Consider the following 24,827-nt stretch of genomic DNA (forward strand, 5'->3'; position numbering starts at 1 on the left):
AATTAAAAATCTGTGTGAATACCTATTTTACATTGACTTCGGAAGGACTCCTTACCTGTGCTAAAGCCTGTTCAATATCAGCGATCAAATCCTCGGGTTCCTCAATACCTACCGAGAACCGAATCAATCCGTCGGATATACCTTGGTTTTTACGTTCTTCAGCCCCTATAAGCGCATGGGAGGTTTGGGCAGGTGATAAAACCGTACTTTCGACCCCTGCCAAACTCATGGAGGGTTTTATCAATTTCAGGGCTTTTTGGAATTTTGATGCATCGTACCCAGCTTTCAATTCAAAAGAAAGCATTCCGCCAAAACCACGCATTTGCGATTTGGCCAGTTCATGTCCAGGATGGTTGGGTAAACCGGGATAATAAACTTTATCAATTTCGGAATGACCCTCAAGATATTCAGCCATATGCTGGGCATTGTTATTTTGGGCCTTGACCCGGATTCCCATGGTTTTTATACTTCGTTCCAAAAGCCAAACGGTGTAATCGCTTAAACTACCCCCTAAATTTTTGGCCAATTGGAAGATGCGATCCATATTTTCTTCCGTGGAAGCAACGGCACCGGCACAAATATCAGAATGTCCGCCCATATATTTTGTGGCACTATGGATAATTATATCAATGCCAAAATCAATCGGATTTTGATTCACCGGACTTGCGAATGTATTGTCGATCATTGAAACCAACCCATGTTTTTTGGCGATTTTGGATATGGCCGATAAATCGGTAATCGTTAATAATGGATTGGAAGGGGTCTCCACAAAAATAACCTTGGTATTCCCTTTTATTTTTGTCTCGAAATCCTCAGGTTCCAAACCTTCGGTAAAAGAGTATTCAATTCCATATTTAGAAAATTCCTCATTGACGAAGTTGTACGTTCCCCCATAGAGTGTTTTTTGGAGCACTACATGGTCACCCGCCCTCAGAAATGCCAAAAGCGCTGTACTTATGGCCGCCATACCACTTCCAAAAATCATCGCAGCCCCAGCATGTTCAAGTGCTGCTATTTTTTGTGACAAGGCCACCTGGTTCGGGGTATTGAAATACCTTGGATATCGCTTAACTTCAACATCCTCAAAGGCGTACGATGTACTCATGTACAATGGGGAAACGACTCCCTTAAACTGCTCATCCTTAATATCCCCCTCATGTGTACAAATGGTATTGATACCTTTTTTCATAGTCACAAAATTAAATTTTTAACGAAAGTTAAAGTTATGAATTTCTTTTGGTCATCCAAGATTTATCGGAAAATGTATCACAGTGAAAGCAGTATGTTAAAAAATGCATGGCACCCCTTCCTTTTCCCTACGGAATATCAATGTTTTATGGACATCATACCCCATATTTTCGATACCCCATGTTATTTGGGACATGATTAAGATCATGTGTCTTTGTTAGAATGTACTCTAATTTTGGCAGGATATTTTTAAGGGTGTAAATAGTTTTTACTCCTTAAAAACAACACTTTACAATTAAAGGTTATCCAAATAAATTAAAATGAAAACTCCCACTAAAAATTACATTATCGACATTGTTGCCTTTGTCTGTTTCATCTTTTTGGTCTCAACAGGTGTTATACTATATTACAATCTTCCGAAAGGCAGTGGGCATAGTATTACCATATGGGGTCTGGATCGGCATGAATGGGGAACTGTCCATTTTTGGATAGCCGTTTTGTTTTTATTGGTTTTGGCTCTGCATTTGGTACTCCATTGGCGATGGATCGTAAGCCTAACCAAAGGAAAGAAAACCCCGGATTCGGGTAAAAGGGTCGCTTTGGGAATAGTTGGTTTCCTTGCCATCGTGGCACTTGCCATAGCACCGATAATTACCCCGGTTGAAAGTTCCACAACGAATACCAAAAAAGAAAACAGCGGTAATCCCACCTCGTTGAACACCCAATCCATTCGTGGCTCTATGACTTTAAATGATATAGAACAGGAAACCCATGTACCTATTTCCTATATGATTGAAAAATTGAACTTACCTAAAAACATTTCCACGGAAACCCCCTTGAAAATATTAAGGAGTGAATACCATTTCACCATGGAGGACATTCGAATAATCGTAGAGGATTACAAATGACAATACTTACCGTATTTGCCTAGGGCATCATCATGCAAGAAATGGTCTATATCTTATTTCTTTTCATAATTCACTTTGTAGCGCCAGTAACTGATTACCCCTAGAAGTGCCACCCCAAAAACGGTATACCAAATAAATACGGGTGTTATTACTTGTGCCCCACTGGCATAACTATGTAGCCCCACCAAATAGAAATTAACCCCAAAATAGGTCATCATAATACTGCCAAAGGCGACCACACTCAAAAAGTTAAAAAGCCATTTACCTCGCATTCCAGGCACTAGGCGCGCATGTATGACGAAGGCATATACCATAATCGAAATCAAGGCCCAAGTCTCCTTAGGGTCCCAACCCCAATAACGCCCCCAACTTTCATTGGCCCATTGTCCTCCTAAGAAGTTACCAATGGTAAGCATGACCAAACCGACCATTAAGGCCAATTCATTGATAATGGTCAACTCCTTAAGATTGATCTGCATCCGCTTTTTATTTTTCTTGGTGGTAAGCATAATCAAAAGAAGTGAGACCACCCCTAATATCATACCCACGGTCAACGGACCATAACTACCGACAATGACCGCAACATGGATCATCAACCAATAACTGTCCAATACTGGTACCAAATTGGCAATGGCGGGATCGACCCAACTCTGGTGGGCAATCCATAATAACATGGCTGTCACAAAGGCCGACGCCGCAATGGTCATATCACTTTTACGGCCCAATAGCAATCCCATACCCATTGTGGCCCAAGAAACATAAAGAATACTTTCATAGGCATCACTCCAAGGTGCATGGCCAGAAATGTACCAACGCATGACCAGGCCTGCCGTATGCCAAAGGAAAAGGATCATGATCGTACCTTTAAAGAAATAAGTACCTATACGCCATAGTTCGCGATCTTTGAATATCTGGAAGATCAAAATAAAGAACATTAGTATACCCCCTACTGCGTATAGCTTATACAGGTGGTTAAAGATGTTCAGTTTATTGAATATCACTTCAGCATTGATCTTCGCATCCGAGGGAATGACCTCACTACCGTGGTTAATCTGATTTTGTTTGAAGGCAGCCAATAGTTTATCGGCTTCGGTATAATCCTTACTGTCCATGGCTTTGTTCAAGGACATAAGGTAATAGGGCAAGGCGTTTTTAATGAAATTGGAATATAGGCTGTCGGTTACCTGATATTGCCCCCCTCGATATTCAATGGCGGAAACCCATTTGTTATTCTCATCGTTCAATAGTGGGAATATTTTCAGGATCTGACCACTCAATGCTTGATCCAAAAGACTTAGTCGAATGTTGGCATCCTTGAAATCCTGCTCAAATTTATTGGGATTGTTCGTGGCTGTAGCTTCCCTAAGGAATGGCTCTAGTTTATACCGTCCCTTTTCATCGAAGAAATCTATGGCCTTTACATACTTCTGTCCTTTAGGAATACCTATAACCTTACGTATGCTATCGTTCTGGGCTTTTTTATCCAGGGCGATGAACTCCACATTATACCATAAGGCCGGATTCATCATCATGGATAGGAAAATTTGATCGGCATTCATTTTCCTGAAGGTGTCCCTTAAGCTCAATTTCCGAACCAATTCGGAGGAAAAGGTATTGATCGGCTTCATTCTACCCCCATCATCCTGTATCACCAATTTCCCAAAAAGCTCCGCATGTTTCGCATCTACGACATTAGCTGCCAAAACGGAGTCTATCTCTCTTTGCGTTGGGGTTCTTGAATGATCATGGCCATCATTTTCGGTATGATCTTGGGCCAAGGAATTCATTGAAAGTCCCAAAATAAAAATTAGGCTCAAAGCTGCCTTTTTAGCCTTGATTTTTTCCAAGGATACTGCCAGATCCTTAAAACGCGTTTTTCCAAAGAACATAATCCCCATAAGTCCAGTATACAAAAGGAAATAACCTATATAAGTAATCCACGTGCCCCAAAAATCATGATTGACGGAAAGCGTGGTCCCCCGCTCATCAGGATCAAAACCTGATTGAAAGAAACGGTATTTCTTATGGTCCAAAATATGGTTCATATAAATGTCATAGTCAAATGGGCGTTCATCCTCGATCGTCACTTTACTCATAAACGAGGCGTACCCCTTTTCCGTTCCGGGATATTTTTCGGCAATGAAATCATTTAATCGAATACTGAAAGGAAGTTCGTAAACCTTTGATCCATAAGCCATGGAAAACTCCAATCCCCCCACATTGATTTTTTCTGAAAAATTTGACGTACCCCTACCCCCCAATAGTTTTTGTTGTACCGTTTCCCCATTGGTACTCACTTCGATCACCAAGGCATCTTGGCTCATCGGTGTCACTTGTTCGTCAGGGATCTTCACGATATCATAGGTACCTTTAATGATCGGTTCGGGAATCACAAATTGCATGCCGGCCGTATTGTATAACGATCGTAGTTCCAAAGTTTGCAAACTGTCTTTCAATAAAACACCTTGCAATTGATCGGCCATTCGCATATAACTGCCCTCAAAAGGTGATTTTATCTGATAGGTGCCCTCGTTGGAAAAGATATTTATGGCCCCTTCGGTCTCTTTGTTCAAGGAAACCAATATGTTGTGTATACTGGCTACTTGTCCATTCTCCAAGAAATGTTCATGACGCTGCCCATCACCGGCCTCAACGATTTTAAGGTATTCCTTTCCATTTTCATCCGGAACCAAACCTCTTTCGGCCCCTTTAATAAAACCGGCATAGGAAATGGTCAATGGCTGTCCGTTAAAATCATTATGCCAGGGTAGATTTGACTTTAAGGCTTCCGGTGTCACGATAAGGTCATCCTCCAATACTTTCCTTCGGGGTTCCCCATTGATCTTTCCATCGATATTGACGGTAAGAAAGGTCTTATCTGAATAAAACACATTTTCCGATTGTCCCTCCCGAATGGGCATCATTCCCTCAAAACTGATATATCTGGTCACAAAAGCCCCAAGAATGATCAATATCCACGATAAATGTAATAGCAAGACCGGCCATTTTTCTTTTCTAAAAAGTTTGTATTTGGATATGTTTCCTATAAAATTGATAACGAAGAATACCATGATCAATTCGAACCATGTCGTATTGTATATCCAAATTCGGGCTGTTTCCGTACTATACCAACTTTCGATAAAAGTACCAAAGGCCATCGCTGTCGCAAAAACTATAAATAAAACCGCCATTAAGCGGGTAGAGAAGAATATTTTCTTGAATAAATCTTTCATAAGCGCATCATACCAAATTAACCGGAGTGGGCAAAAATAAGGTATTTTAAATACAATAAAGGAGCTTTTAACATAGCGCTGTTTTTTTATCCATTATGCTTATAATTCTCTTTTTAACCAGAAACCCTATCCAATTTTGATCATGGTAATTATAAATGTAGCCACGGTTTCGATACTTCTTAAATTGCTTCAACAAGAATAATTATATCACTATTTTCGCAGTATGATTAACGTAGTAATCCTAGGGACGGGTAATGTGGCCAAACATCTGTTGGATGTTTTCATGACCCATGATGGGATAAAAGTCGTACAGGTTTATGGTCGGAACCAAAAAGCCTTATCCGTATTTGGGAAATTCGTACCAACCACTTCAGAGATTTCCAAGATAATACTAGCGGATATTTATATTATGGCTGTCAGTGATGATGCCATCGTTGAAATTGCAAGTCGTTTGGATCTGAAGGAAGGATTATTGGTCCATACCTCCGGAAGTATTCCCATGAAATCGTTGCCCAAAAAGAACAGACGTGGAATATTCTACCCTTTACAAACCTTTACTGTGGGCAGAACCGTTGATTTTAAGGAAATACCGATTTGTATTGAGGCGGAGAACGACCAGGATTACGGCTTATTGAAACAGTTGGCCTCGATCATTTCGAATAAAGTTGTTGGTATGGATTCAAAACAGAGAAAATCGTTGCATTTGGCAGCTGTAATGGCAAATAACTTCACGAACCATATGTATTTTCTGTCCAATGAATTTTGTGAACAAAAGGGTATTCCTTTTGATTTATTGCACCCCTTGATCAAGGAAACTGCACATAAGATACAAGACCTAGCCCCTTACGAAGCACAAACAGGGCCTGCGCGTAGAAATGATAAAGGAACCCTGAAAAAGCATTTGGCCCAATTAAAGAATAAAAACCACAAAGAATTATATAGACTATTGAGTAAATCGATTAGAAAGACCTATGGAAAAAAGTTATAAGCAATACTTAAAGGATATTACCACCTTCGTTTTTGATGTTGATGGGGTTTTCACCGATGGTTCCGTCTTAGTGACCTCACAAGGTGAATTATTGCGTAAGATGAGTGTGAAGGATGGTTTTGCCCTTAAAACCGCCATAAAAAAAGGTTATAATGTATGTATTATAACAGGGGGCACCAACGAAGGGGTAAAAGCAAGATTAAAGGCATTGGGTGTAACTACCTTCTATATGGGGGCACACAACAAAGCAGAACCCCTTGATGAATATTTGGATGTATATGGGATTGCCCCGGAAAATGTCCTCTATATGGGAGATGACCTACCAGACATCGCCCCAATGAAAATGGTAGCCCTACCTACCTGTCCCCAGAACGCAGTACAGGAAGTAAAGTCGGTCTGTAAATATATTTCCCATATAAACGGAGGTGAAGGCTGTGTACGCGATGTACTGGAGCAAGTATTGAAAGTGCGTGGCGATTGGTTTGATGATTTTAACGAAGCCCAAGCCTAAGCTATGTGGAAGGATAAATTAAAAGGTTATACAATAATCCTTGCCTCAGGTTCCCCAAGAAGAAAGCAATTTTTCAAGGACATGGACCTTGAATTTGAAATACGCTTAAAGGAGGTTGACGAGGTCTATCCCCCAAATTTAAAAGGAAGTGGAATATCCGATTATTTGGCGGAATTAAAGGCCAAGGCCTTACAGGACAGTTTAACGGACAAGGAAATATTGATTACCTCGGACACGGTTGTTTGGCATAAAGGCGTATCCTTGGCAAAACCAGCCGACAAGGAAGAAGCGGTTTCTATGTTAAAGACCTTATCCAACGGCTGGCACGATGTAATCACATCTGTAAGTTTCACGACCCAAACCGTACAAAAGACCGTGAACCATACAACAAGCGTCAAATTCAAAGACCTTAGCCTTGATGAAATCCTGTATTATATTGAAAATTATCATCCGTATGACAAAGCCGGTGGATATGGTATACAGGAATGGATCGGACTCATCGGGATCGAGGAAATAAAAGGTTCCCACTCCAATGTTGTGGGTCTTCCCGCGCATTTGGTCTATGAAACGTTAATGAATATGGTCGATTAAACGAGTTTCAGTAGTTTTATATAAAACAAGCTTATGAAAAAACGGATAAAACCAGGATCAGCTGTTGTCCTTTTTGCAATGACCATGATACTACTTGGTTCTTGCAAGGATAAAAATTCCACCAAGCCTACGGCGTTATCGGTAACCGATACCAAAGAAATGGAAGTGCCCAAAAAACCATTATCCAAAGAATTCAAGGATTATTGGTATTCAGGAAATGCGGAAATAACATCGTATTCCTTGGAGCAGGCCCGATATGGGGAATTACGGGAGGGCAAAGCCGTACTTATTTATGTGACGGAGCCTTTTCTAAAGGATAAACAAGTGAAAGCAGAGCAAAGTGGCCCTTCGAATATTCCTGTCTTAAAATTGAACAGTACAAAAAAGTACCTTACGGGTATTTACCCTTATTCCATTATGAGCAGTAGTTTTTATCCCGTCCACGATAACCAACATGCCATAAAAGTCACTTTTTCCGCCCAAGAATGGTGTGGACAGGTTTTTACACAATTGAACAATCGTGAAAAATACCATGTGACGTCATTTTCCTATTTTGAAAGGGAAGGTGATAAGGACATAACCTTGGAAAAAGAAGTTCTTGAAAATGAGCTATGGAATAAAATCAGGATCGATCCATCCGGCCTGCCCCTTGGTGACTTTAAAATGATTCCCTCCATGGAATATGTTAGAATGTCGCACAATGTGTTGAAACCCTATGAGGCACAAGCTTTCTTAACCCTGGACAACGGCATCAATACGTACAAAATTCACTACCCCGAATTGCAAAGAACACTTGAAATCCATTTCTCATCGACCTTCCCATACGCTATTGAAGGTTGGTCGGATTCCTTTAAAAGTGGTTTTGGGGACAAGGCTAAAACCATGGTATCCAAGGCAACGAAGATCAAAACTTTAAAAACACCCTACTGGCGACAAAATGGAAATAAGGATTTATCTTTGCGCGATACCTTAGGACTTTAACATGGAAGAATTCATTGTCGACAACCATCAAGAAATCGTGGCAACGGTTATAACGCTTGTTGTATTGGTGGTCTTAAACTTCATAAGCACAAAAGCCATTCGGAAAATAGGGCGTATCAGTGACCTGAACCAAGCTCGGACCCGATTGATCATAAAATATGTGACCATTGGACTATTAGCGATAGGTATTGGGGCATTGACTTTTATCTGGGGGGTGAATTTCAAGGAAATCGGATTGTTGCTATCGTCGATATTCGCCGTTATTGGGGTGGCCCTTTTCGCTTCCTGGTCGATCTTGAGCAATATTACCGCTGGCATTATCTTATTTTTCTCTTTTCCTTTTAAAATCGGGGACCGTATTCGAATATTGGACAGCGACTTTCCTGAGGAAGCCGATATTTTGGATATAAAGGCCTTTCATGTTTATTTAAGAAAGGATAATGGGGAATTGGTAACCTACCCCAATAATCTTTTGTTACAAAAAGGGGTGGCTTTAATCGCAAAGAACACCGTCATGGATGACGATACACTCTAATTTTCCATCCTGTTAAAGAAAATGTAAAAGTTCCCTGTTGGTGGTATATCTTTATATCTTTGGAAACCATCTAAAACAACAACATGCGAAAGTTATTGGTATCCTTCTTAGGAATCCTTTTATTATGTAATACCACCTTTGCCCAAGCGCCAAAAAAAAATTCTTCCTCCAGTATTTACCATGCCATCCAAAAATTGAACTTTTTGGGATCCGCATTATATATAGCCGCACACCCCGATGATGAAAACACAAGGCTGATATCATATCTATCCAATGAGGTAAAAGCCAATACCGCCTATTTGTCCCTTACCCGTGGGGATGGGGGTCAAAACCTGATTGGACCGGAGTTACGGGAGCTTTTAGGGGTATTGCGAACACAAGAACTTTTGGCTGCACGTCGTATCGATGGTAGCCAACAATTTTTTTCCCGGGCCGTCGATTTTGGATATTCAAAACATCCGGATGAAACTTTGGAAATATGGAACAAGGAAGCTGTCCTTGGTGATGTTGTTCGAATGATCAGAAAATTCAAACCCGATGTGATCATTAATCGATTCGACCATAGGACCCCGGGGTCTACCCATGGCCACCACACCTCTTCAGCCATGTTGAGTGTTGAGGCCTTTGACCTTGCGGCGAACCCTAACTCCTACCCCGATCAATTGAAGGACTTGAACGTATGGAAACCCTCAAGGTTATTTTTTAATACTTCATGGTGGTTTTATGGGAGTCAAGAAAAATTCGAGGCTGCCGACAAAACAAAAATGCTAGGTTTTGACATTGGGGTTTACTACCCGATGTTAGGGGTATCCAACAATGAAATTGCCTCCTTGGCAAGTAGCCAACATCGATGCCAAGGTTTTGGCAGGTTGAATACCCGTGGAAGCGAAATGGAATACATTGAATTATTAAAAGGTGATTTGCCTGAAGATAAAAACAATATATTCGATGGTATAAATACAACCTGGTCCCGCGTTGAAGGCGGACAAGCCATTGGGGATATCCTTTACGGAATCGAACAAAACTTCAATTTTAAAAACCCCTCCGTACACATCAAAAAATTATTGGAGGCCTATCAATTGATCCAGAAAATCCCCGATACCCATTGGAGGGACTTAAAATCAAAAGAGCTACAAACAATAATCGCTTCGATCACAGGATTGTACCTAGAGGCTTCCTCTGCAAATACCTCCGCCTACCCAGGCAGTACCGCCGATATCAATATTGAAGTGTTGAACCGCAGTCAAGTTGATATAAAACTGAGGTCTGTCACCATTGGGAATACCCAGGCTAAGGAAAAAGATTTGGTTCTTTCCAATAATGACAAGAAAGTACTTAAACTTGCATTGTCGATTCCAGAAAACAGTTCGTATACGAGTCCCTATTGGTTGAACAAGAAGGGCACCTTGGGAATGTATACGGTTGAAAACCCCGAATTGATCGGAAATCCGGAAACACCACCAGCTTTCCATGCAAAATTCAATATAGAGATTGAAGGTTATCCGATGACGATCAGTAAGCCTGTTGTACATCGTTATTCCAAACCGGATTATGGTGAATTATATCGTCCTTTCGATATTTTACCCGAAGCTACAGCCCGTTTTCAGGATAAGGTATTGATTTTTGCCGATGGCAAACCCAAAAAGGTTCCTATTACCATTACAGCCCATCAGGACAATATCAAAGGGGAAATCGTTTTTTGCCATTCCAAAGGATGGAAGGTAGATCAGGAAACAAGGCCTTTTGAAATTTCCAAAAAGGGTGATGAACAAATCGTGTCCTTTGAATTAACACCCCCTGAAAATGAGGATGAGAGTTTCATTGCCCCCATAATCAAGGTCAATGGAAAGGAAATATCCAAAGAATTGGTGACCATCGCTTACGACCATATTCCAACACAATCGGTCTTGTTACCCGCAGAGGCCAAAGTTGTCCGTTTGAATATTGAAAAAGTAGGGGAACATATTGGATATATTGCCGGGGCAGGTGATGAAGTCCCGAAAAGTTTGGAACAGATCGGGTATCAGGTCCATACAATCGATCCAGGCTCGATAAATGCTGAAACTTTAAGTAAGTATGGTGCGATTGTTGTGGGAATACGGGCATATAATGTAGTGCCTGAAATGAAGTTTAAACAAAAATATCTTTTTGATTACGTATCGAACGGTGGTAACTTGATCCTACAGTACAATACGGCCGGAAGATGGGATAAACAATATGAGGATATCGCCCCTTTTCCTTTAAAATTATCGAGGGACAGGGTGACCAACGAGGATTCCAAAGTTGAGATCATTGCCAAGGACCATGAATTGGTCAACTATCCCAATAAGATAACCAATAAGGATTTTGAAGGCTGGGTACAAGAACGCGGTCTTTACTTCCCCAATGAATGGGACGGGCATTTTACCCCTATCCTATCGATGCACGATAAAGGGGAAACGCCAAAAAAGGGTAGTCTTTTGATTGCACCCTACGGAAAAGGTAATTACATTTATACGGGACTTAGTTTTTTCAGGGAGTTGCCGGCAGGTGTTCCTGGAGCCTATAAGCTATTTGCAAATATGTTATCTGTGGGTAAGAAGAATGTTGAACCTATGGCCAAAATAAAGGATTGATTATGCATAACCGCCTCATTTGGAAAAAAGAATATACACTTGTGTTGATATTGAATATCATCTACATTTTGATTTTTAATTATATAATGACCGCTTTTATGTAATATGGGGACTATAGATTGGGTAATTCTTTCGGGCACACTTTTATTCATCGTAGTTTATGGTGTCTGGAAGACTCGTGGTAGCAAGGATGTCGATGATTATGTAAGGGGTGGCAGCCAATCCAAATGGTGGACGATTGGACTTTCCGTTATGGCTACACAAGCCAGTGCCATTACCTTTTTATCCACGCCAGGCCAGGCCTTCCATGATGGGATGGGCTTTGTGCAGTTCTATTTTGGGTTGCCTTTGGCCATGATTATCATTTGCCTTGTTTTTGTTCCGATATACCATAAATTAAAGGTGTACACCGCCTATGAATTTTTAGAGAAACGCTTTGATGTCAAAACACGTTCGCTGGCGGCAATCTTGTTTTTGATTCAGCGAGGCTTAGCTGCCGGGATAACGATTTTTGCACCGTCTATTATACTTTCTGCTGTTCTTGGATGGGATTTACGCACCTTAAACATTATTATTGGCACTTTGGTGATCATTTACACTGTTTCAGGGGGTACCAAAGCGGTGAGTGTGACCCAAAAACAACAAATGTTCATTATCATTACCGGAATGTTTATGGCCTTTTTCTTTATTTTGGGCTATTTGCCCAACGATATTGGATTAGGAAAAGCCTTAAAGATCGCTGGGGCCAGTGATAAGCTTAACATTTTGGATTTTAGCTTCAATACAAAAAGCCGATATACTTTTTGGAGTGGTATCACCGGTGGATTGTTCTTGGCATTGGCCTATTTCGGAACCGATCAAAGTCAGGTTCAACGATACCTTTCCGGAAAATCGGTTAGGGAAAGTCAATTAGGCCTCGTTTTTAACGGCATTTTCAAGATTCCCATGCAATTTTTCATTTTATTGGTCGGGGTCATGGTTTTCGTTTTCTATCAGTACAATCCTTCGCCTTTGAATTTTAATCCCGCAGCCACGAAGGGGGTCCTGAATTCCGAATATGCCGATGATTACAAGGTTTTACAGCAACGTCAGGTTGAATTGGAATCCGAAAAGGTAATCGCCCAGAATAAATTTGCCATAGCGCTTGACCTTAAGGAGTATACCACTATTGAGGCGGCCAAGGCGCAAATGATAGGAATCAATAAAAAGGACAGTACCAACAGGGTGGCCGCAAAGGCGTTGATCAAACTCGCCGACGATTCCATTGAAACCAATGATAAGGATTACGTGTTCATACATTTTATCCTCAATAACCTACCTACGGGACTGATAGGCTTATTGTTGGCGGTGATTTTGTCCGCAGCCATGTCTTCCACGGCCTCGGAACTGAACGCACTGGGTACTATCACGGCATTGGATCTTTATAAACGGGGAAAAACCTCAAAAAACCTCTCTGACAAGCACTATGTAATGGTTTCCAAAGGGTTTACGCTCATGTGGGGTATAATTGCTATTATCATCGCTTGTATAGCGCATCTTTTTGACAACCTAATACAATTGGTGAATATCATTGGGAGCATATTCTATGGAAATGTGCTGGGTATTTTCCTTTTGGCATTCTTCTTTAAATATGTAAAGGGGAATGCGGTTTTCATCGCTGCGATACTGACGCAGGTATTGGTTTGTATCACCTATTACAACCTGATCCATATATATCCTGCAGGACAGGAAAAATTAGGGTACTTATGGTTGAACTTCATTGGGGCAGCACTCGTCATTATATTTGCCCTTGTGTTTGAGGCTTTTGATAGATTGCTGAAAAACCCACCCATTCAACCGTAATAATCCCAAAATATAGGGTAAGCCATTGCCGCAAACGATTCGAAAAAAAGCACCCAAACAACCTCTTTTCCGATTGGGCTATTCCTATTCCAAAGGTTTTATAACATAGCTGTAAGAACGATTTTCCGGTTGGATCTGATAGGTGTCCAAAGCCATTAATCCCCAACTATTATCACCCCCTACTCCCATTTGCTTATAGTCGATATTGATATTGACCAAATCGCGCTTTACAATATCAATGGTGTGCCTTTGCTGTTTGCTTTTCCCTGCGTCAAAATCATTATTGTATTGATGATGGGCACTAAAATCGAACAACTGGGGTGCATATATTTTTATACCCTGACCTTTTTCATTTGCAAAAGTGACCCATCTAATATCCGATCTATTGCCATTTTCCTGTGGACGGATGTAGGGATAGTATAAATCATCAACAGAAGCCTTATAACTACCTACCAACGCCCCTGTCTTACGATCCTGATAATTCTCATGGGGTCCCCTACCGTACCACTGCACGTGTTGATATTCATTATTGATGATGAAGTTGGTGCCGAATCTTGGCAATACCGGTAGTTCTTTGGATAACCCTGATAACTGGGTGGTGACCCTGATTTCACCTTGATCATTGATGTCATAGGTAATAGCTACCCTTGCCTGTGGCCCGTTAAGTTCATAATCCGATTTAATCTGGATAGTACCATTTTCAATCTTAAAGGTATTTGCACTTAATTTCAGGGCATCGATTACCTGCTCCCCGCTTATGGAATTCATGGAGACTTCCAATAACTTTTGATTTTCCGTGGCATCTTTCCAAACCCCTAGTTTTTTGGGCATATCATATCCAAAATCATTGTCAGTGGTTGCCCTCCAGAAATTAGCGGTAATACCTTTTTGTAAAATATTGCCATTACCGTAGTCTATAGCGGTTAAAGTTCCTTTTTCCGCATCGAATCGCACTTCAAACCCTTCCCCGCTAATAATCACATCATTATTTTTGGAAACAATATCGATTCCATTATTCCTATTGGCCTCTATGAATTTTTCAGGTGTATAGGGTTTAAGCTGGAATTGTTCGTAGGCCATTAAATGATTTACGGGTACTAGGGCACTTGCCGCCTTGGTATGCGCATAAAGATTCAAAAAATACTCGGCTTTTGGATCATCCAATTTTGGTAAATCAATTTTTATTGTTTTTGATCCACCAGGGAGAATATCCATAGTAGGAAGGTCGCCCGACGCGATTTCAGTTCCGTTTTTAAACAATTTCCAATCAAAACCAAACTGACCCAAGTTTATAAAATCATAGCCGTTATGGATGGTAACGGTACCTTTTTTGGCATCATCGGCCTTGAATTTCACATATTGGTACACTTTCTTTACCTCGTGTAGGGAGGGGTGTGCTGTCCTATCCGGATTTACTAATCCGTTAAGGCAAAAGTTTCCATCATTTTGAAAATCCTTACCTCCCAAATCACCACCATAGGCCCAATATTCCTGTCCATCCGCTGTTTTGGTCAACAACCCTTGATCGACCCAATCCCAGATAAATCCACCTTGTAACACATCATATTTTTCGATGACATCCCAATATTCCTGTAGATTCCCTACACTATTACCCATGGCATGGGCGTATTCACATTGGATCAAGGGTCTTTTGGGATTATTTTCGGCGTATTTCACCATATCCGATATTTGCATGTACATAGGAGCCTGTATATCGGTGTTTTCGTAATGAGTTGCCCCTTCATACTGTACAGGACGCGTTGCATCGTGACTTTTCAACCAGGCATAGGTCGCATAAAAATTGGCCCCGTTACCGGACTCATTGCCCAAAGACCAGGTAATGATACTGGCATGGTTCTTATCCCTTTCAAACATGCGCATGGTACGATCTAAGTGCATGGCCTTCCATTGGGGAAGATAGGAAGGATGCGTTTGTTGGGTTTTAATGTCCGCATCCAAACCCTGATTGGTAGCCCCCATTCCATGTATTTCGATATTGGCCTCATCGATAACATAAAAGCCATAGGTATCGCACATTCTATAAAAATGGGGATTCTTGGGGTAATGGCTACAACGAATGGCATTAAGGTTATTTTGCTTCATTACGGTAAGGTCCTTCAAGGTAAGTTCCTCGGTGACCACATGTCCTGTTTTGTCATTATGATCATGGAGATTGGCCCCTTTCAATAACACCGCCTTACCATTGACCATAAATTGGTTGTTCTTTATCTCGACTTTCCTAAAACCAACCTTTACTGAGGTTGCCTCCGAAACCGATCCATCCTTATTGGTGAGGCTGATCAATAACGTATAGAGGTTTGGGGTTTCGGCATTCCATGTTCTTACATTCGGTATTTCTTTTTCAAAAGCCAGTTCAACAAGACCTGCATCACCTTTTATTGGTTTGGCTTCCGTATAAACCTCTGTATCACCCTCCAATAATTTCACTTCCGCTTGTACCGCTTTATTTTCGGTGGCTTGATTGATTTTCAATTGCAGTCCAAATACGCCATCCTTATAATCATTGTCCAAATCCGCTGTTACCCTAATATCCTTTAGGGTCGATTTTGGGGTAGCATAAACGTAGACATCACGATCAATACCACTTAATCGCCAAAAGTCCTGATCTTCCAAATAACTGGCATCCGACCAACGCAATACCTGTATGGCCAATGCGTTTTTTCCCCGCTTGGCAAGTTTCGTAATATTATAGGCCGCGGGAGTCTTACTTCCCTCATTATAACCTACCATTTCCCCGTTTAGCCAAATGTACATGGCACCACTAACGCCTTCAAAATGAAGATAGATTTCTTTGTCGTTCCACGTATCCGGGATTTCAAATTCGCGTTTATAACTACCTACCGGATTGATTTCATGGGGAATGTAAGGTGGATTTGCCGGAAACATATACGTGATATTGGTGTAAAAAGGAATCCCATGTCCTTGTATTTCCCAGTTAGAAGGAACAGGGATGGTATCCCAACCCGTAAGATCAAAATCGTTTTTATAGAAATCCACAGGTCTTTTCATTGGATTTTCGGCATAATAAAAATCCCATTTACCGTTTAATGACCGGTAAAGTGGGGATTGTTCCCAACTTTCATTCGCCAGGGCATCCTTCGTATTGGTGTATCTATAAAATGAAGCCACGGGAGCTTCCCTATGGATCTCAAATATTTCAGGGTTTTCCCATTCCGGGTTCTCCCATTTTTCCGCTGTATAAGTGGGTTTTTCAATTGGTTTTTGGCAAGAAAATTGGATAATTAAAACAGCGAGGTAAACGAAATTCTTATGCATGGTCTTTTAAGGAATTGTGAAACTATAAATTTACTACATCCCTGAATATTATAGTCCATTATAACATAAAAAAACCCTGACAATAGCGTCAGGGTTTCTGTAATATACTATGGAATGTTTTTTTACATACCACCCCACTCCTTTAAGGAGTCCTTGTTCATTTTAACGTAATCCGCATTACCAGCTTTTTCAGCTGCTGCCAAAGATTTTTTTGCGGTCGCAATTGCACCTTTCTTGTCCCCAGCCTTAGCCTGTATCAAGGATTGTTGTCTTAATTGCCAAAAAGCGGGTTCTTTGGTCATTGCCATGGCCTTGTCCATAAATTCCTTTGCCTTGTTGATATCCTTATCCGTTGACGAATAATAAACCGCTGCGGCATAGTAATCGTCAGCCCCAGGGCCGTTAAGGACCTTATCGATATTTTGCATTACCGTGGCATCGGTAGGAACCTCAAATTTTACACCCACATAGGTCTTTTCCCAAAGTATACCCAAGGTAGCGGCATCATTACTTATTTCATCGATCACAATCATAAAGGATTCAACATCCATTGGCATGGTCAGAACCTCTACGGTTGTTTTGGCAGCTACTTTGCTATCATCCCACTTCTGTGGTGTACCCCAATTATTTGTGTCAGAATAAAAGATCACTTCCCAAGAAGTTTTCCCTGGTTTGGTAAAAATGGCATAGGAACCCGCCTTAAGTTCTTGACCATCAATAGTAACATCGGTACTGAACTCGATAGTGGTGTTCTTGTTGGCACCTGTTCTCCAAAGTTTATCATAAGGCACCAAATCACCAAAAATAGTCCTACCGCGCATGGCAGGTCTTGAATAGGTCACGGTTACATCGGTTAATCCCACGGTTTGCATCAATGTTGATGACGGACTCGGCTGTGGCGTCTTTATCTGGGCTTCGATTGAAAAGGAAGCCAAGGCCACACATACTAATACTAGAAATTTTTTCATTTTGTTGTTGAATTATAGTTTTTCCAAAGCTATATATAAACCCTTGTCAGATTTGTTAACAAACTCTTAAATAAACGGAAATCGGTTTATCAATAGGCCACAAAAGCCTTGGATAACACTTTATCACCCAAATAAAGCGTAAGATAATATACACCTGATTTAAAGGTTGTTACATCCAAATCGTTATTTTCGATATCGGCACCCAATGTAAATTGGACCATTTTACCCGAAGTATCGAAAACCGCCTGGGCCAGAATTGATTTGTTCGACAACAGATCATATTGAAGTTTTTCCGGATTATAGGAATCGAAGAGCAATAGACGATCTTCCTGATGGTCTATATCGGGGTTCTCCTCTTCCTCCTCTTCCATTTCATCGATTGGGTCATTATCTTTCTTAAATTGGATGGCATAGAGCATTGGATCTAGATGTATCCCATAATTTTCCCGCACAAACTGTTCGGTACCTATGAAATAGCGCTGTAGCCCTACGGTTGTAATCGACTCTGCTTGAGCAAAACCGATATCCAAAGGTATGCGTTCCACAGCATCCCCAAAAAGTGAGGACATCCCAATATCCCTACTTATTAAAACAAAGGGCGATAAGGTACTTGAATAGGCAACCAACAATAAATCATTCTGGAGAGCATCGTATGAGGCCCCTGTAATCAGTCCACCCGCAGCATAGGATGCTACCCTTTTCGCTACATAATCCCCTGCTTCCTTGGGAATGCTGTAGACCACCGTACCTTCATCCAACCATTGTTTTGTAAACAGCAACAATTGGTCATTGAACACAGTTAAGGCCTCGGCATCCCAATTACTTTCCCCATTATCAACGAAATCCTGCTGGTCCTCATACTTGAATTTGATGATTTCTGCGGAGACTTCATCACTTCGATCAAAATCGTCTTTGGAAATCTTATAAATGGCCAAATCGGTTCGTATGCCCGAATAATTACCGATATCGGCCACATAGATATAGGCATCATCCTGGGAAAGGTCCTCCCAATCCATATTGGTCCCATTCAAAACGGTCACCCTGCGGGTTATTTGCATATTAACCGTATCCAAAACATAAAGTATCGGTGCATTGCCCGAATCATTGTGGGAGACCAAACTACCGTTGTAGAATATATGCCCCGAGTTCTCCATTAATTCCATAGGCATCTGCCCTACTTCTTCAACATTAACTTGGGCGCTGCCTTCATAAAGCAGAAACAGTATTAGTATAGGTAGTACAATCGTTCTCATAGTGATTTCCAAAACGTCAATGTACAAAATAGAAATGAAATGAATATTTCTATATTGTTTAATCTTTTACTATATTTGTTAAACATTATTAGATTGACATTTATGAAACTCTATCAATTACATGCTTCCCAAGCCCTCCCCATAACAAAGGATGTGGCATGGGCATTCTTATCGGACCCTAGGAATCTTGCGGCCATCACCCCGGATCATATGGGATTCGATATTTTATCGGGAGCCGATAAGGCCATGTTCCCCGGACAGATTATCCAGTATAAGGTGATTCCCTTTCCGGGTTTCCCGACCCGATGGGTTACTGAAATCACACATGTTAGGGATGGGGAGTACTTTGTGGATGAACAACGCTTTGGACCTTATGCCCTTTGGCACCATAAACATTTTATAAAAGCAATACCCAATGGTGTACTTATGGAAGATATTATCGATATAAAACTTCCTTTTGGTTTTTTGGGTCGTTTGGGGTATCCTTTGATCAAGAAGCAATTGACCAAGGTATTTAAATATCGCGAACAAAAACTAGTAGAACGCTTTGGTTGTCTCGAAGACCAACCGACGCGATTAAACCTAAAATCCATATAAGATGAAAAATATACTATTGATTGGGGGATCACAGGGCATTGGACATTCGTTGGCCCAACTCCTACAGGAAAACCATCATGTTTTCGTAGCTTCCCGCTCATGGGAAATTACCGATCTTCCAAAGGTTACCCATATCCCTTATGATGTTACCAAGGATACTTTGGATACTTCCCTGCTGCCCACTGAACTCCACGGGTTTGTCTATTGCCCTGGAAGCATTAACTTAAAACCTTTTAAGATGTTATCATTAGAAACCTTTCAAGAGGATATGCACCTAAATTTTTTCAGCTTGGTGAACACTATAAAACAAATCATAACCTATATGGTTGAAGGATCAAGTATGGTCTTTTTCAGTACGGTAGCCGTACAGACAGGTATGCCCTTTCACACCAGTGTGGCCGCGGCAAAAGGGGCTATAGAGGGATTTACCAAATCACTCGCCGCCGAATACGCCCCCAAAATACGGGTGAATGCCATTGCCCCCTCCCTGGTCGACACCCCCTTGGCTGCGCGACTTTTGAATAATGAAAAAAAGAAGGAAATGATGGCCCAAAGACATCCGCTTAAACGTGTTGGAAAAGCCGGGGATATGGCCAAAATCGCCCAGTTTTTACTCAGTTCGGATAGTTCCTGGATGACGGGTCAGATCCTAGGTGTAGACGGAGGATTATCAACCCTGAATGTTCATTGATATGACAAATAAAGTATCCCTATTTTGGTTTAGACGCGATTTGCGATTAAAAGATAACACTGGGCTGACCTATGCCCTTCAACAAACATCCAACGTACTTCCCATTTTTATTTTTGATAAGGAAATCCTGCATCAATTACCGAAAAACGATGCCCGTGTTACCTTTATCCACGAAACAATTTCCCAGATCAATTCGGAATTAAGGCAAAAATCGAACAGTTCCATAGGTATTTACCTAGGTCAGCCCCTTGAGATCTTTCAGACTTTGACCAAGGATTTTGAAATAGAGGCCGTTTATACCAACCACGATTATGAACCTTATGCCCTGCAGCGTGATAGACAGGTAAAAGAACTCCTTGCCCCTAAGGGCATCGCTTTTAAGACCTTTAAAGACCAAGTGATTTTTGAGCGGGATGAAATTGTGAAGGCAGACGGTAAGCCTTATGTGGTATATACCCCGTACAAAAACAAGTGGAAGGAAAAATTCGACACTGCCAACCCCTTGAAGCAGATCGATGATAACCCCTTGATCAACAACTTCATTCAAAACCGTGAATTACCCTTTTTGACCTTAGCGGATCTGGGCTTTGAAAAATCGCCCATAAAAGTGCCCGATTATCTGGTTTCTGAAGACCTGATCGAAAATTATGAGGCTACAAGAAACTTTCCTGCCATAAGCCATGGTACTTCCAGAATCGGTCCCCATTTACGATTTGGTACCGTATCCATACGACAAGTACTACAAAAAGCACTAGCGGCAAAGAACGAGGTATTTTGGAACGAATTGATTTGGCGGGAATTCTTTATGCAGATCCTATGGCATTTTCCCAATACCGTAAATAACGCCTTTAAGCCCAAATATGATCGTATTCCATGGCGGAATAATGAGGAAGAATTCGAAAAATGGAAAAACGGTGAAACCGGCTATCCCCTGGTTGATGCAGGAATGCGTGAACTGAATGAAACCGGTTATATGCACAATCGGGTACGTATGTTGGTGGCCAGTTTCCTATGTAAGCATTTATTGATCGATTGGCGTTGGGGAGAGGCCTATTTTGCCGAAAGGCTATTGGACTTCGAATTGAGTTCCAATGTGGGTAATTGGCAATGGGCAGCCGGTAGTGGTGTCGATGCAGCCCCATATTTTCGTATTTTCAATCCCACCACACAAATCGAGAAATTCGACAAAGAGCGAAACTATATCAACCATTGGGTCAAGGACCTACAGGAGTTGACCTATCCGAATAAAATGGTCGACCATAAAAAGGCTAGGGAACGATGTTTAAAGGTTTACAAAGAAGCACTCGGATAAGACATTTTTAGTATATTTAAGGGATAATAGTTTCCATGGAAAAAGAAATCATAAAAGAATATACCAAGGGGGACATGACAATTATTTGGAAACCCAAAACCTGTATTCATTCCGGTGTATGCGTACAGCAATTGCCCGAAGTATACCAACCTGGGGAAAGGCCTTGGATAAAGCATCAAAATGCCTCAAAAAAACAATTGATGCTACAGATATCGGCCTGTCCGACCGGTGCTTTAAGTTATCGCATCAAAGGTAAATCAGAAGAAATCAAAATCAATAAAGATATGACAACAGTAAAAATAAAACCGAACGGACCCTTATTGGTAGATGGTCAAATAACCATCATCGATGCGGATGGCAACGAAGAGATCAAGGAAAAAACAACTGCCTTTTGCCGTTGTGGCGCCTCTAACAACAAACCATTCTGCGACGGCACCCATAATAAGGTGGGTTGGAAAGACAGCTAAATAAGATGGGTAAGGCCAACCCCAAGTCTACCTATTTTCTGCCCATATTCACCCTCCTTGTCCTAATCGATTTGTATGTGGGTAGTATTGGGGATGATGCCATGCGTCATTTTACCAAACCCTTGATCCTATGCTCCCTAATGGTTTATTTTGCCATTAATGGGCGTCAACTAGGGAAGCCTACCTATGGGTTAATGCTGATGGCCCTCTTTTTTTCTTGGCTGGGTGATGCTTTTCTGATGTATGATGGCATTTCGTCCCATTATTTCGTGGCCGGACTCCTTTCCTTTCTTCTGGCGCATGTGGTATATACCGTTCTTTTTTTCAGAAAGCGGAATACTCCATTTTCAAACACCTTTTGGTTGGTTTTAGGTCTGTTGGCCTTTTATGGGGGTTTTCTCTTCTTTCAGATACAAGCGGGACTTGGAGCCCTTAAAATTCCCGTTATCTTTTATGTAGCCGTTATTCTATTGATGGCCTTAGCGGCCTTTGGAAGAAAAGGCAAGGTGCGGCAATACAGTTTTAACCTGGTTTTTTGGGGAGCATTGTTCTTTATTGCCTCCGATAGTATATTGGCAATCAATAAATTTTTAATCGATGTCCCCTACTCCCACCTATTGATCATGGGTACCTATGCCACGGCACAATATTTGATCACCCAAGGTGTGCTGGATCAGGAAAATCCATAATCAGGTTTTTAAAAGGGTTGTTACCTTATTGATTCAACAAAAATTAGATACATTTATTTACAATAGAACATTGATGATTGCTGTTATATATCGTAGCAATATGGCACGAGCGTGACGCTCGCGCTAGCGTGGGCAACCGCTTCAGGTTTGACTAGAGCTGAACTGTATAGAATCGGGTGGTATGACAATAAATTTGACCACATATTATTAAAAGAGGGTGTTTGGATGGATTTTAATGCCAATGCTTATGTAATTTTTGCTGGTTTAAAACTTGAAACCGAAACATTTTATGAAAAAGTACAGTTAATAGAGCCTAAATATGAGTAAAGGAGTAAAATACGTTTTTAGTTGGATTGTAGTGTTTTTTGCGCTTTCCGGGCTATTAGATAGTTTATTACACAATTTTTCGGAATTAAAATGGCTATACGCAACAATTTATCCTACAGAGTACTTCAGCAAGGATGTCTTAATATATGAAAGCCAGAGCAAGGGAGCTGGCAGCGGGGGTAGAGATTTTTACTATTTCAATGGAACATTAAAAAAATTTAAAACAAAAAAGAGAGTTTTTTATACAGGAAAAGGAATGAAAAAAATATGGACAACGGATGGTTATCCTGAAAATGAGCTTAAAATCCCCGTATGGTACAATACTATGGACGGTGCAATTTCAATAAGAACTTCCGAAAAATTTCCCAAACCATATTCAATAGGGCAAATTAAAGCTTATATCAATATGATAACGTGGATACTCTTACTGCCTTGCGTATGGTATATTATTCATTATCAAATACAAAAACGCAAAAAAAAATCTTAGAAAAATTAAACTAATGAAAATTAAGCTTATTTACTTATTAATTCTACTATATGCCTTTAGTGTTCAGGGGCAACAAGAAAATTTAGGCATAGTTGTAGAATACACTGCTCCGATAGATTTAACCTTCCAAACCTACGATCCACCACTTAAAATAAAAAAAAACCAGCCAAAAAGAAGGGATCAATTACAAAGAAATTGAAGGCTTATTACAATCATTCTTCTCCGCATCTGATATGGAGTGGGCACTTAGCGATTATCTGGCTGAAAATGCAACAACCTCCCGTGACGAATCCCATTTTGAGGCTATTAAAAAAATCGATGCAGATAATTAGAAATGGTGTATGGATTCAATTACCAAGGCAGGCAGATGGCATATGTGAGGTATTCTTTTATAATGGATCAAATGCCTTTTCCAATCATCGGTATTTTATCTGCTGAATTTTCAGAGGGGAGATGGTTTATCAATACGCTTTTAAATCAATCGGATGTTTTTACGGTACTCTCCAATTTGGACCCAGCAGTTCTAAAACAACTGTTCTCCGGCAAAAGCACCAATCCCGATATTAATAAAATTATTGCTAAGACAAGCCAAAACGGATTGTTCAATATGTTTCTGATGGGGCAATTGTATACTGAATTTAATAACGATGAAAGTATAAGGTCACAAATGAAGGATAAGAGATTAATTATTGAGGACTATGAATTTAAGAACGCATCTCTTGCCGTAAAACCAGTAACAACAAAATATACGGTTTTGAATCCATTTGTTCTAGATCATGCCAAGTTTTTAGAATACACCAAAAAAGATAAAGGTGTAATGAATGACGAAAAAGGACAAAAAGCATATGAAGGTAAACCTGAAGCTGTAGTCTTGAAGAACACCCCAATTGATTTTATGGTCAAACTAGAATTTGCCACACAAGGAAAGACATACCACCTTATCAAATATTTTGATTATACAGATCAAGTAGTTTTGATAACAAATAATGAAGGAAACTTCTCTATTAGTCCATCAAAACGAGGGTGTAAACTGAACTCTGTCTGAAATAAATTTAAGTATTAATTTTATTCAGACAGAATCATGAGAAAAGAAGAACAAACAGAATTCGAAAAGAAGGTGCTTGACCAGTTCATGTCCGGCAAGAACCTTTTCGGTAAAGGAGGTGCTTTCGCCCCAATGCTGAAGAACGTGATCGAAAAGGCCCTTGAGGCCGAGATGGAGGGGCATTTGAACGAAGTTCAAAGGACCAAGGGCAACAAACGCAACGGCAAGGGCAAGAAGACGATCAAGAGCGGCTACGGCACCTTCGACATCGATACGCCCCAGGACAGGCAGAGCAGCTTTGA

General features: G+C 40.8%; 23 protein-coding genes. 18 read left to right on the top strand and 5 right to left on the bottom strand.

Annotated elements, in window-relative coordinates; all coding sequences use genetic code 11:
* Positions 1-22 precede the first annotated feature (22 nt).
* The gene (locus tag LX92_RS19200) at positions 23-1,189 is read right to left on the bottom strand and encodes a trans-sulfuration enzyme family protein (protein WP_109654073.1); all 1,167 of its coding nucleotides are present in this window, start codon (positions 1,187-1,189) and stop codon (positions 23-25) included.
* A gap of 319 nt (positions 1,190-1,508) precedes the next feature.
* Here LX92_RS19200 and LX92_RS19205 point away from each other — a divergent pair, with 319 nt between their 5' ends.
* Positions 1,509-2,096, top strand: a complete 588-nt coding sequence (locus LX92_RS19205; RefSeq protein ID WP_109654075.1) for a DUF4405 domain-containing protein — start codon at positions 1,509-1,511, stop codon at positions 2,094-2,096.
* Positions 2,097-2,149: 53 nt separating this feature from the next.
* Here the strand turns inward: LX92_RS19205 and ccsA are convergent, their stop codons facing one another.
* The gene (ccsA, locus tag LX92_RS19210; RefSeq protein ID WP_109654077.1) at positions 2,150-5,329 is read right to left on the bottom strand and encodes a cytochrome c biogenesis protein; all 3,180 of its coding nucleotides are present in this window, start codon (positions 5,327-5,329) and stop codon (positions 2,150-2,152) included.
* Positions 5,330-5,552: 223 nt separating this feature from the next.
* Between ccsA and LX92_RS19215 the strand changes: the two genes are divergently transcribed.
* The 7 genes from LX92_RS19215 (at position 5,553) to LX92_RS19245 (ending at position 13,392) form a co-directional block, all read left to right on the top strand.
* Positions 5,553-6,317, top strand: coding sequence for a Rossmann-like and DUF2520 domain-containing protein (locus LX92_RS19215; RefSeq protein ID WP_109654079.1), 765 nt, complete (start codon positions 5,553-5,555; stop codon positions 6,315-6,317).
* The gene (locus LX92_RS19220) at positions 6,301-6,828 is read left to right on the top strand and encodes a KdsC family phosphatase (protein ID WP_109654081.1); all 528 of its coding nucleotides are present in this window, start codon (positions 6,301-6,303) and stop codon (positions 6,826-6,828) included. The genes LX92_RS19215 and LX92_RS19220 overlap by 17 nt, the downstream gene beginning before the upstream one ends.
* A 3-nt stretch (positions 6,829-6,831) precedes the next feature.
* A complete protein-coding gene (locus tag LX92_RS19225; RefSeq protein ID WP_109654083.1) occupies positions 6,832-7,419 on the top strand; it encodes a Maf family nucleotide pyrophosphatase in 588 nt (195 codons plus the stop codon).
* A gap of 33 nt (positions 7,420-7,452) precedes the next feature.
* Entirely contained in the window at positions 7,453-8,400 is a 948-nt protein-coding gene (locus LX92_RS19230) for a septum formation inhibitor Maf (RefSeq protein WP_109654085.1), read from the top strand.
* A gap of 1 nt (position 8,401) precedes the next feature.
* Positions 8,402-8,935, top strand: coding sequence for a mechanosensitive ion channel domain-containing protein (locus tag LX92_RS19235; protein WP_109654087.1), 534 nt, complete (start codon positions 8,402-8,404; stop codon positions 8,933-8,935).
* Positions 8,936-9,018: 83 nt separating this feature from the next.
* Positions 9,019-11,550 (top strand): PIG-L family deacetylase, encoded by a 2,532-nt coding sequence (locus LX92_RS19240; RefSeq protein ID WP_109654089.1) that lies wholly within the window; start codon positions 9,019-9,021, stop codon positions 11,548-11,550.
* A gap of 105 nt (positions 11,551-11,655) precedes the next feature.
* Positions 11,656-13,392: a sodium:solute symporter gene (locus tag LX92_RS19245; protein WP_109654091.1), complete on the top strand. Its 1,737-nt coding sequence runs from the start codon at positions 11,656-11,658 to the stop codon at positions 13,390-13,392.
* 84 nt (positions 13,393-13,476) lie between these two features.
* Here the strand turns inward: LX92_RS19245 and LX92_RS19250 are convergent, their stop codons facing one another.
* From LX92_RS19250 to LX92_RS19260, 3 genes are all read right to left on the bottom strand, one after another.
* On the bottom strand, positions 13,477-16,689 hold the full coding sequence (locus LX92_RS19250) for a glycoside hydrolase family 2 TIM barrel-domain containing protein (RefSeq protein WP_109654093.1): 3,213 nt from the start codon (positions 16,687-16,689) through the stop codon (positions 13,477-13,479).
* Positions 16,690-16,811: 122 nt separating this feature from the next.
* Complete coding sequence (locus tag LX92_RS19255; protein ID WP_109654095.1) at positions 16,812-17,657, bottom strand: DUF2911 domain-containing protein; 846 nt, start codon at positions 17,655-17,657, stop codon at positions 16,812-16,814.
* Positions 17,658-17,746: 89 nt separating this feature from the next.
* Positions 17,747-18,910: a T9SS type A sorting domain-containing protein gene (locus LX92_RS19260; protein WP_109654097.1), complete on the bottom strand. Its 1,164-nt coding sequence runs from the start codon at positions 18,908-18,910 to the stop codon at positions 17,747-17,749.
* A gap of 102 nt (positions 18,911-19,012) precedes the next feature.
* Between LX92_RS19260 and LX92_RS19265 the strand changes: the two genes are divergently transcribed.
* The 10 genes from LX92_RS19265 to LX92_RS19310 all read left to right on the top strand — a co-directional run.
* Entirely contained in the window at positions 19,013-19,507 is a 495-nt protein-coding gene (locus tag LX92_RS19265; protein WP_109654099.1) for an SRPBCC family protein, read from the top strand.
* Position 19,508: 1 nt separating this feature from the next.
* A complete protein-coding gene (locus tag LX92_RS19270; protein ID WP_109654101.1) occupies positions 19,509-20,198 on the top strand; it encodes an SDR family NAD(P)-dependent oxidoreductase in 690 nt (229 codons plus the stop codon).
* A gap of 1 nt (position 20,199) precedes the next feature.
* The gene (locus LX92_RS19275; RefSeq protein WP_109654103.1) at positions 20,200-21,510 is read left to right on the top strand and encodes a cryptochrome/photolyase family protein; all 1,311 of its coding nucleotides are present in this window, start codon (positions 20,200-20,202) and stop codon (positions 21,508-21,510) included.
* Positions 21,511-21,545: 35 nt separating this feature from the next.
* Positions 21,546-21,977 carry a (4Fe-4S)-binding protein gene (locus LX92_RS19280; protein ID WP_109654104.1) on the top strand — a complete coding sequence of 144 codons (432 nt, stop codon included), beginning with the start codon at positions 21,546-21,548 and terminating at the stop codon, positions 21,975-21,977.
* Entirely contained in the window at positions 21,962-22,666 is a 705-nt protein-coding gene (locus tag LX92_RS19285; RefSeq protein WP_146197873.1) for a lysoplasmalogenase, read from the top strand. Before LX92_RS19280 ends, LX92_RS19285 begins: the two co-directional genes overlap by 16 nt.
* A gap of 111 nt (positions 22,667-22,777) precedes the next feature.
* Complete coding sequence (locus tag LX92_RS19290) at positions 22,778-22,993, top strand: hypothetical protein (protein ID WP_109654108.1); 216 nt, start codon at positions 22,778-22,780, stop codon at positions 22,991-22,993.
* Entirely contained in the window at positions 22,986-23,480 is a 495-nt protein-coding gene (locus tag LX92_RS19295) for a hypothetical protein (protein WP_109654110.1), read from the top strand. The genes LX92_RS19290 and LX92_RS19295 overlap by 8 nt, the downstream gene beginning before the upstream one ends.
* 13 nt (positions 23,481-23,493) lie before the next feature.
* Positions 23,494-23,679 (top strand): hypothetical protein, encoded by a 186-nt coding sequence (locus tag LX92_RS19300; RefSeq protein ID WP_109654112.1) that lies wholly within the window; start codon positions 23,494-23,496, stop codon positions 23,677-23,679.
* A 204-nt stretch (positions 23,680-23,883) separates the two neighbouring features.
* Positions 23,884-24,525 carry a hypothetical protein gene (locus LX92_RS19305; protein WP_146197874.1) on the top strand — a complete coding sequence of 214 codons (642 nt, stop codon included), beginning with the start codon at positions 23,884-23,886 and terminating at the stop codon, positions 24,523-24,525.
* A gap of 36 nt (positions 24,526-24,561) precedes the next feature.
* The coding region (locus LX92_RS19310) for a transposase (protein ID WP_211315897.1) at positions 24,562-24,827 on the top strand (266 nt) is incomplete at its 3' end.

The sequence above is a fragment of the Maribacter polysiphoniae genome (genome assembly GCF_003148665.1).
Taxonomy (GTDB): Bacteria; Bacteroidota; Bacteroidia; order Flavobacteriales; family Flavobacteriaceae; genus Maribacter_A; species Maribacter_A polysiphoniae.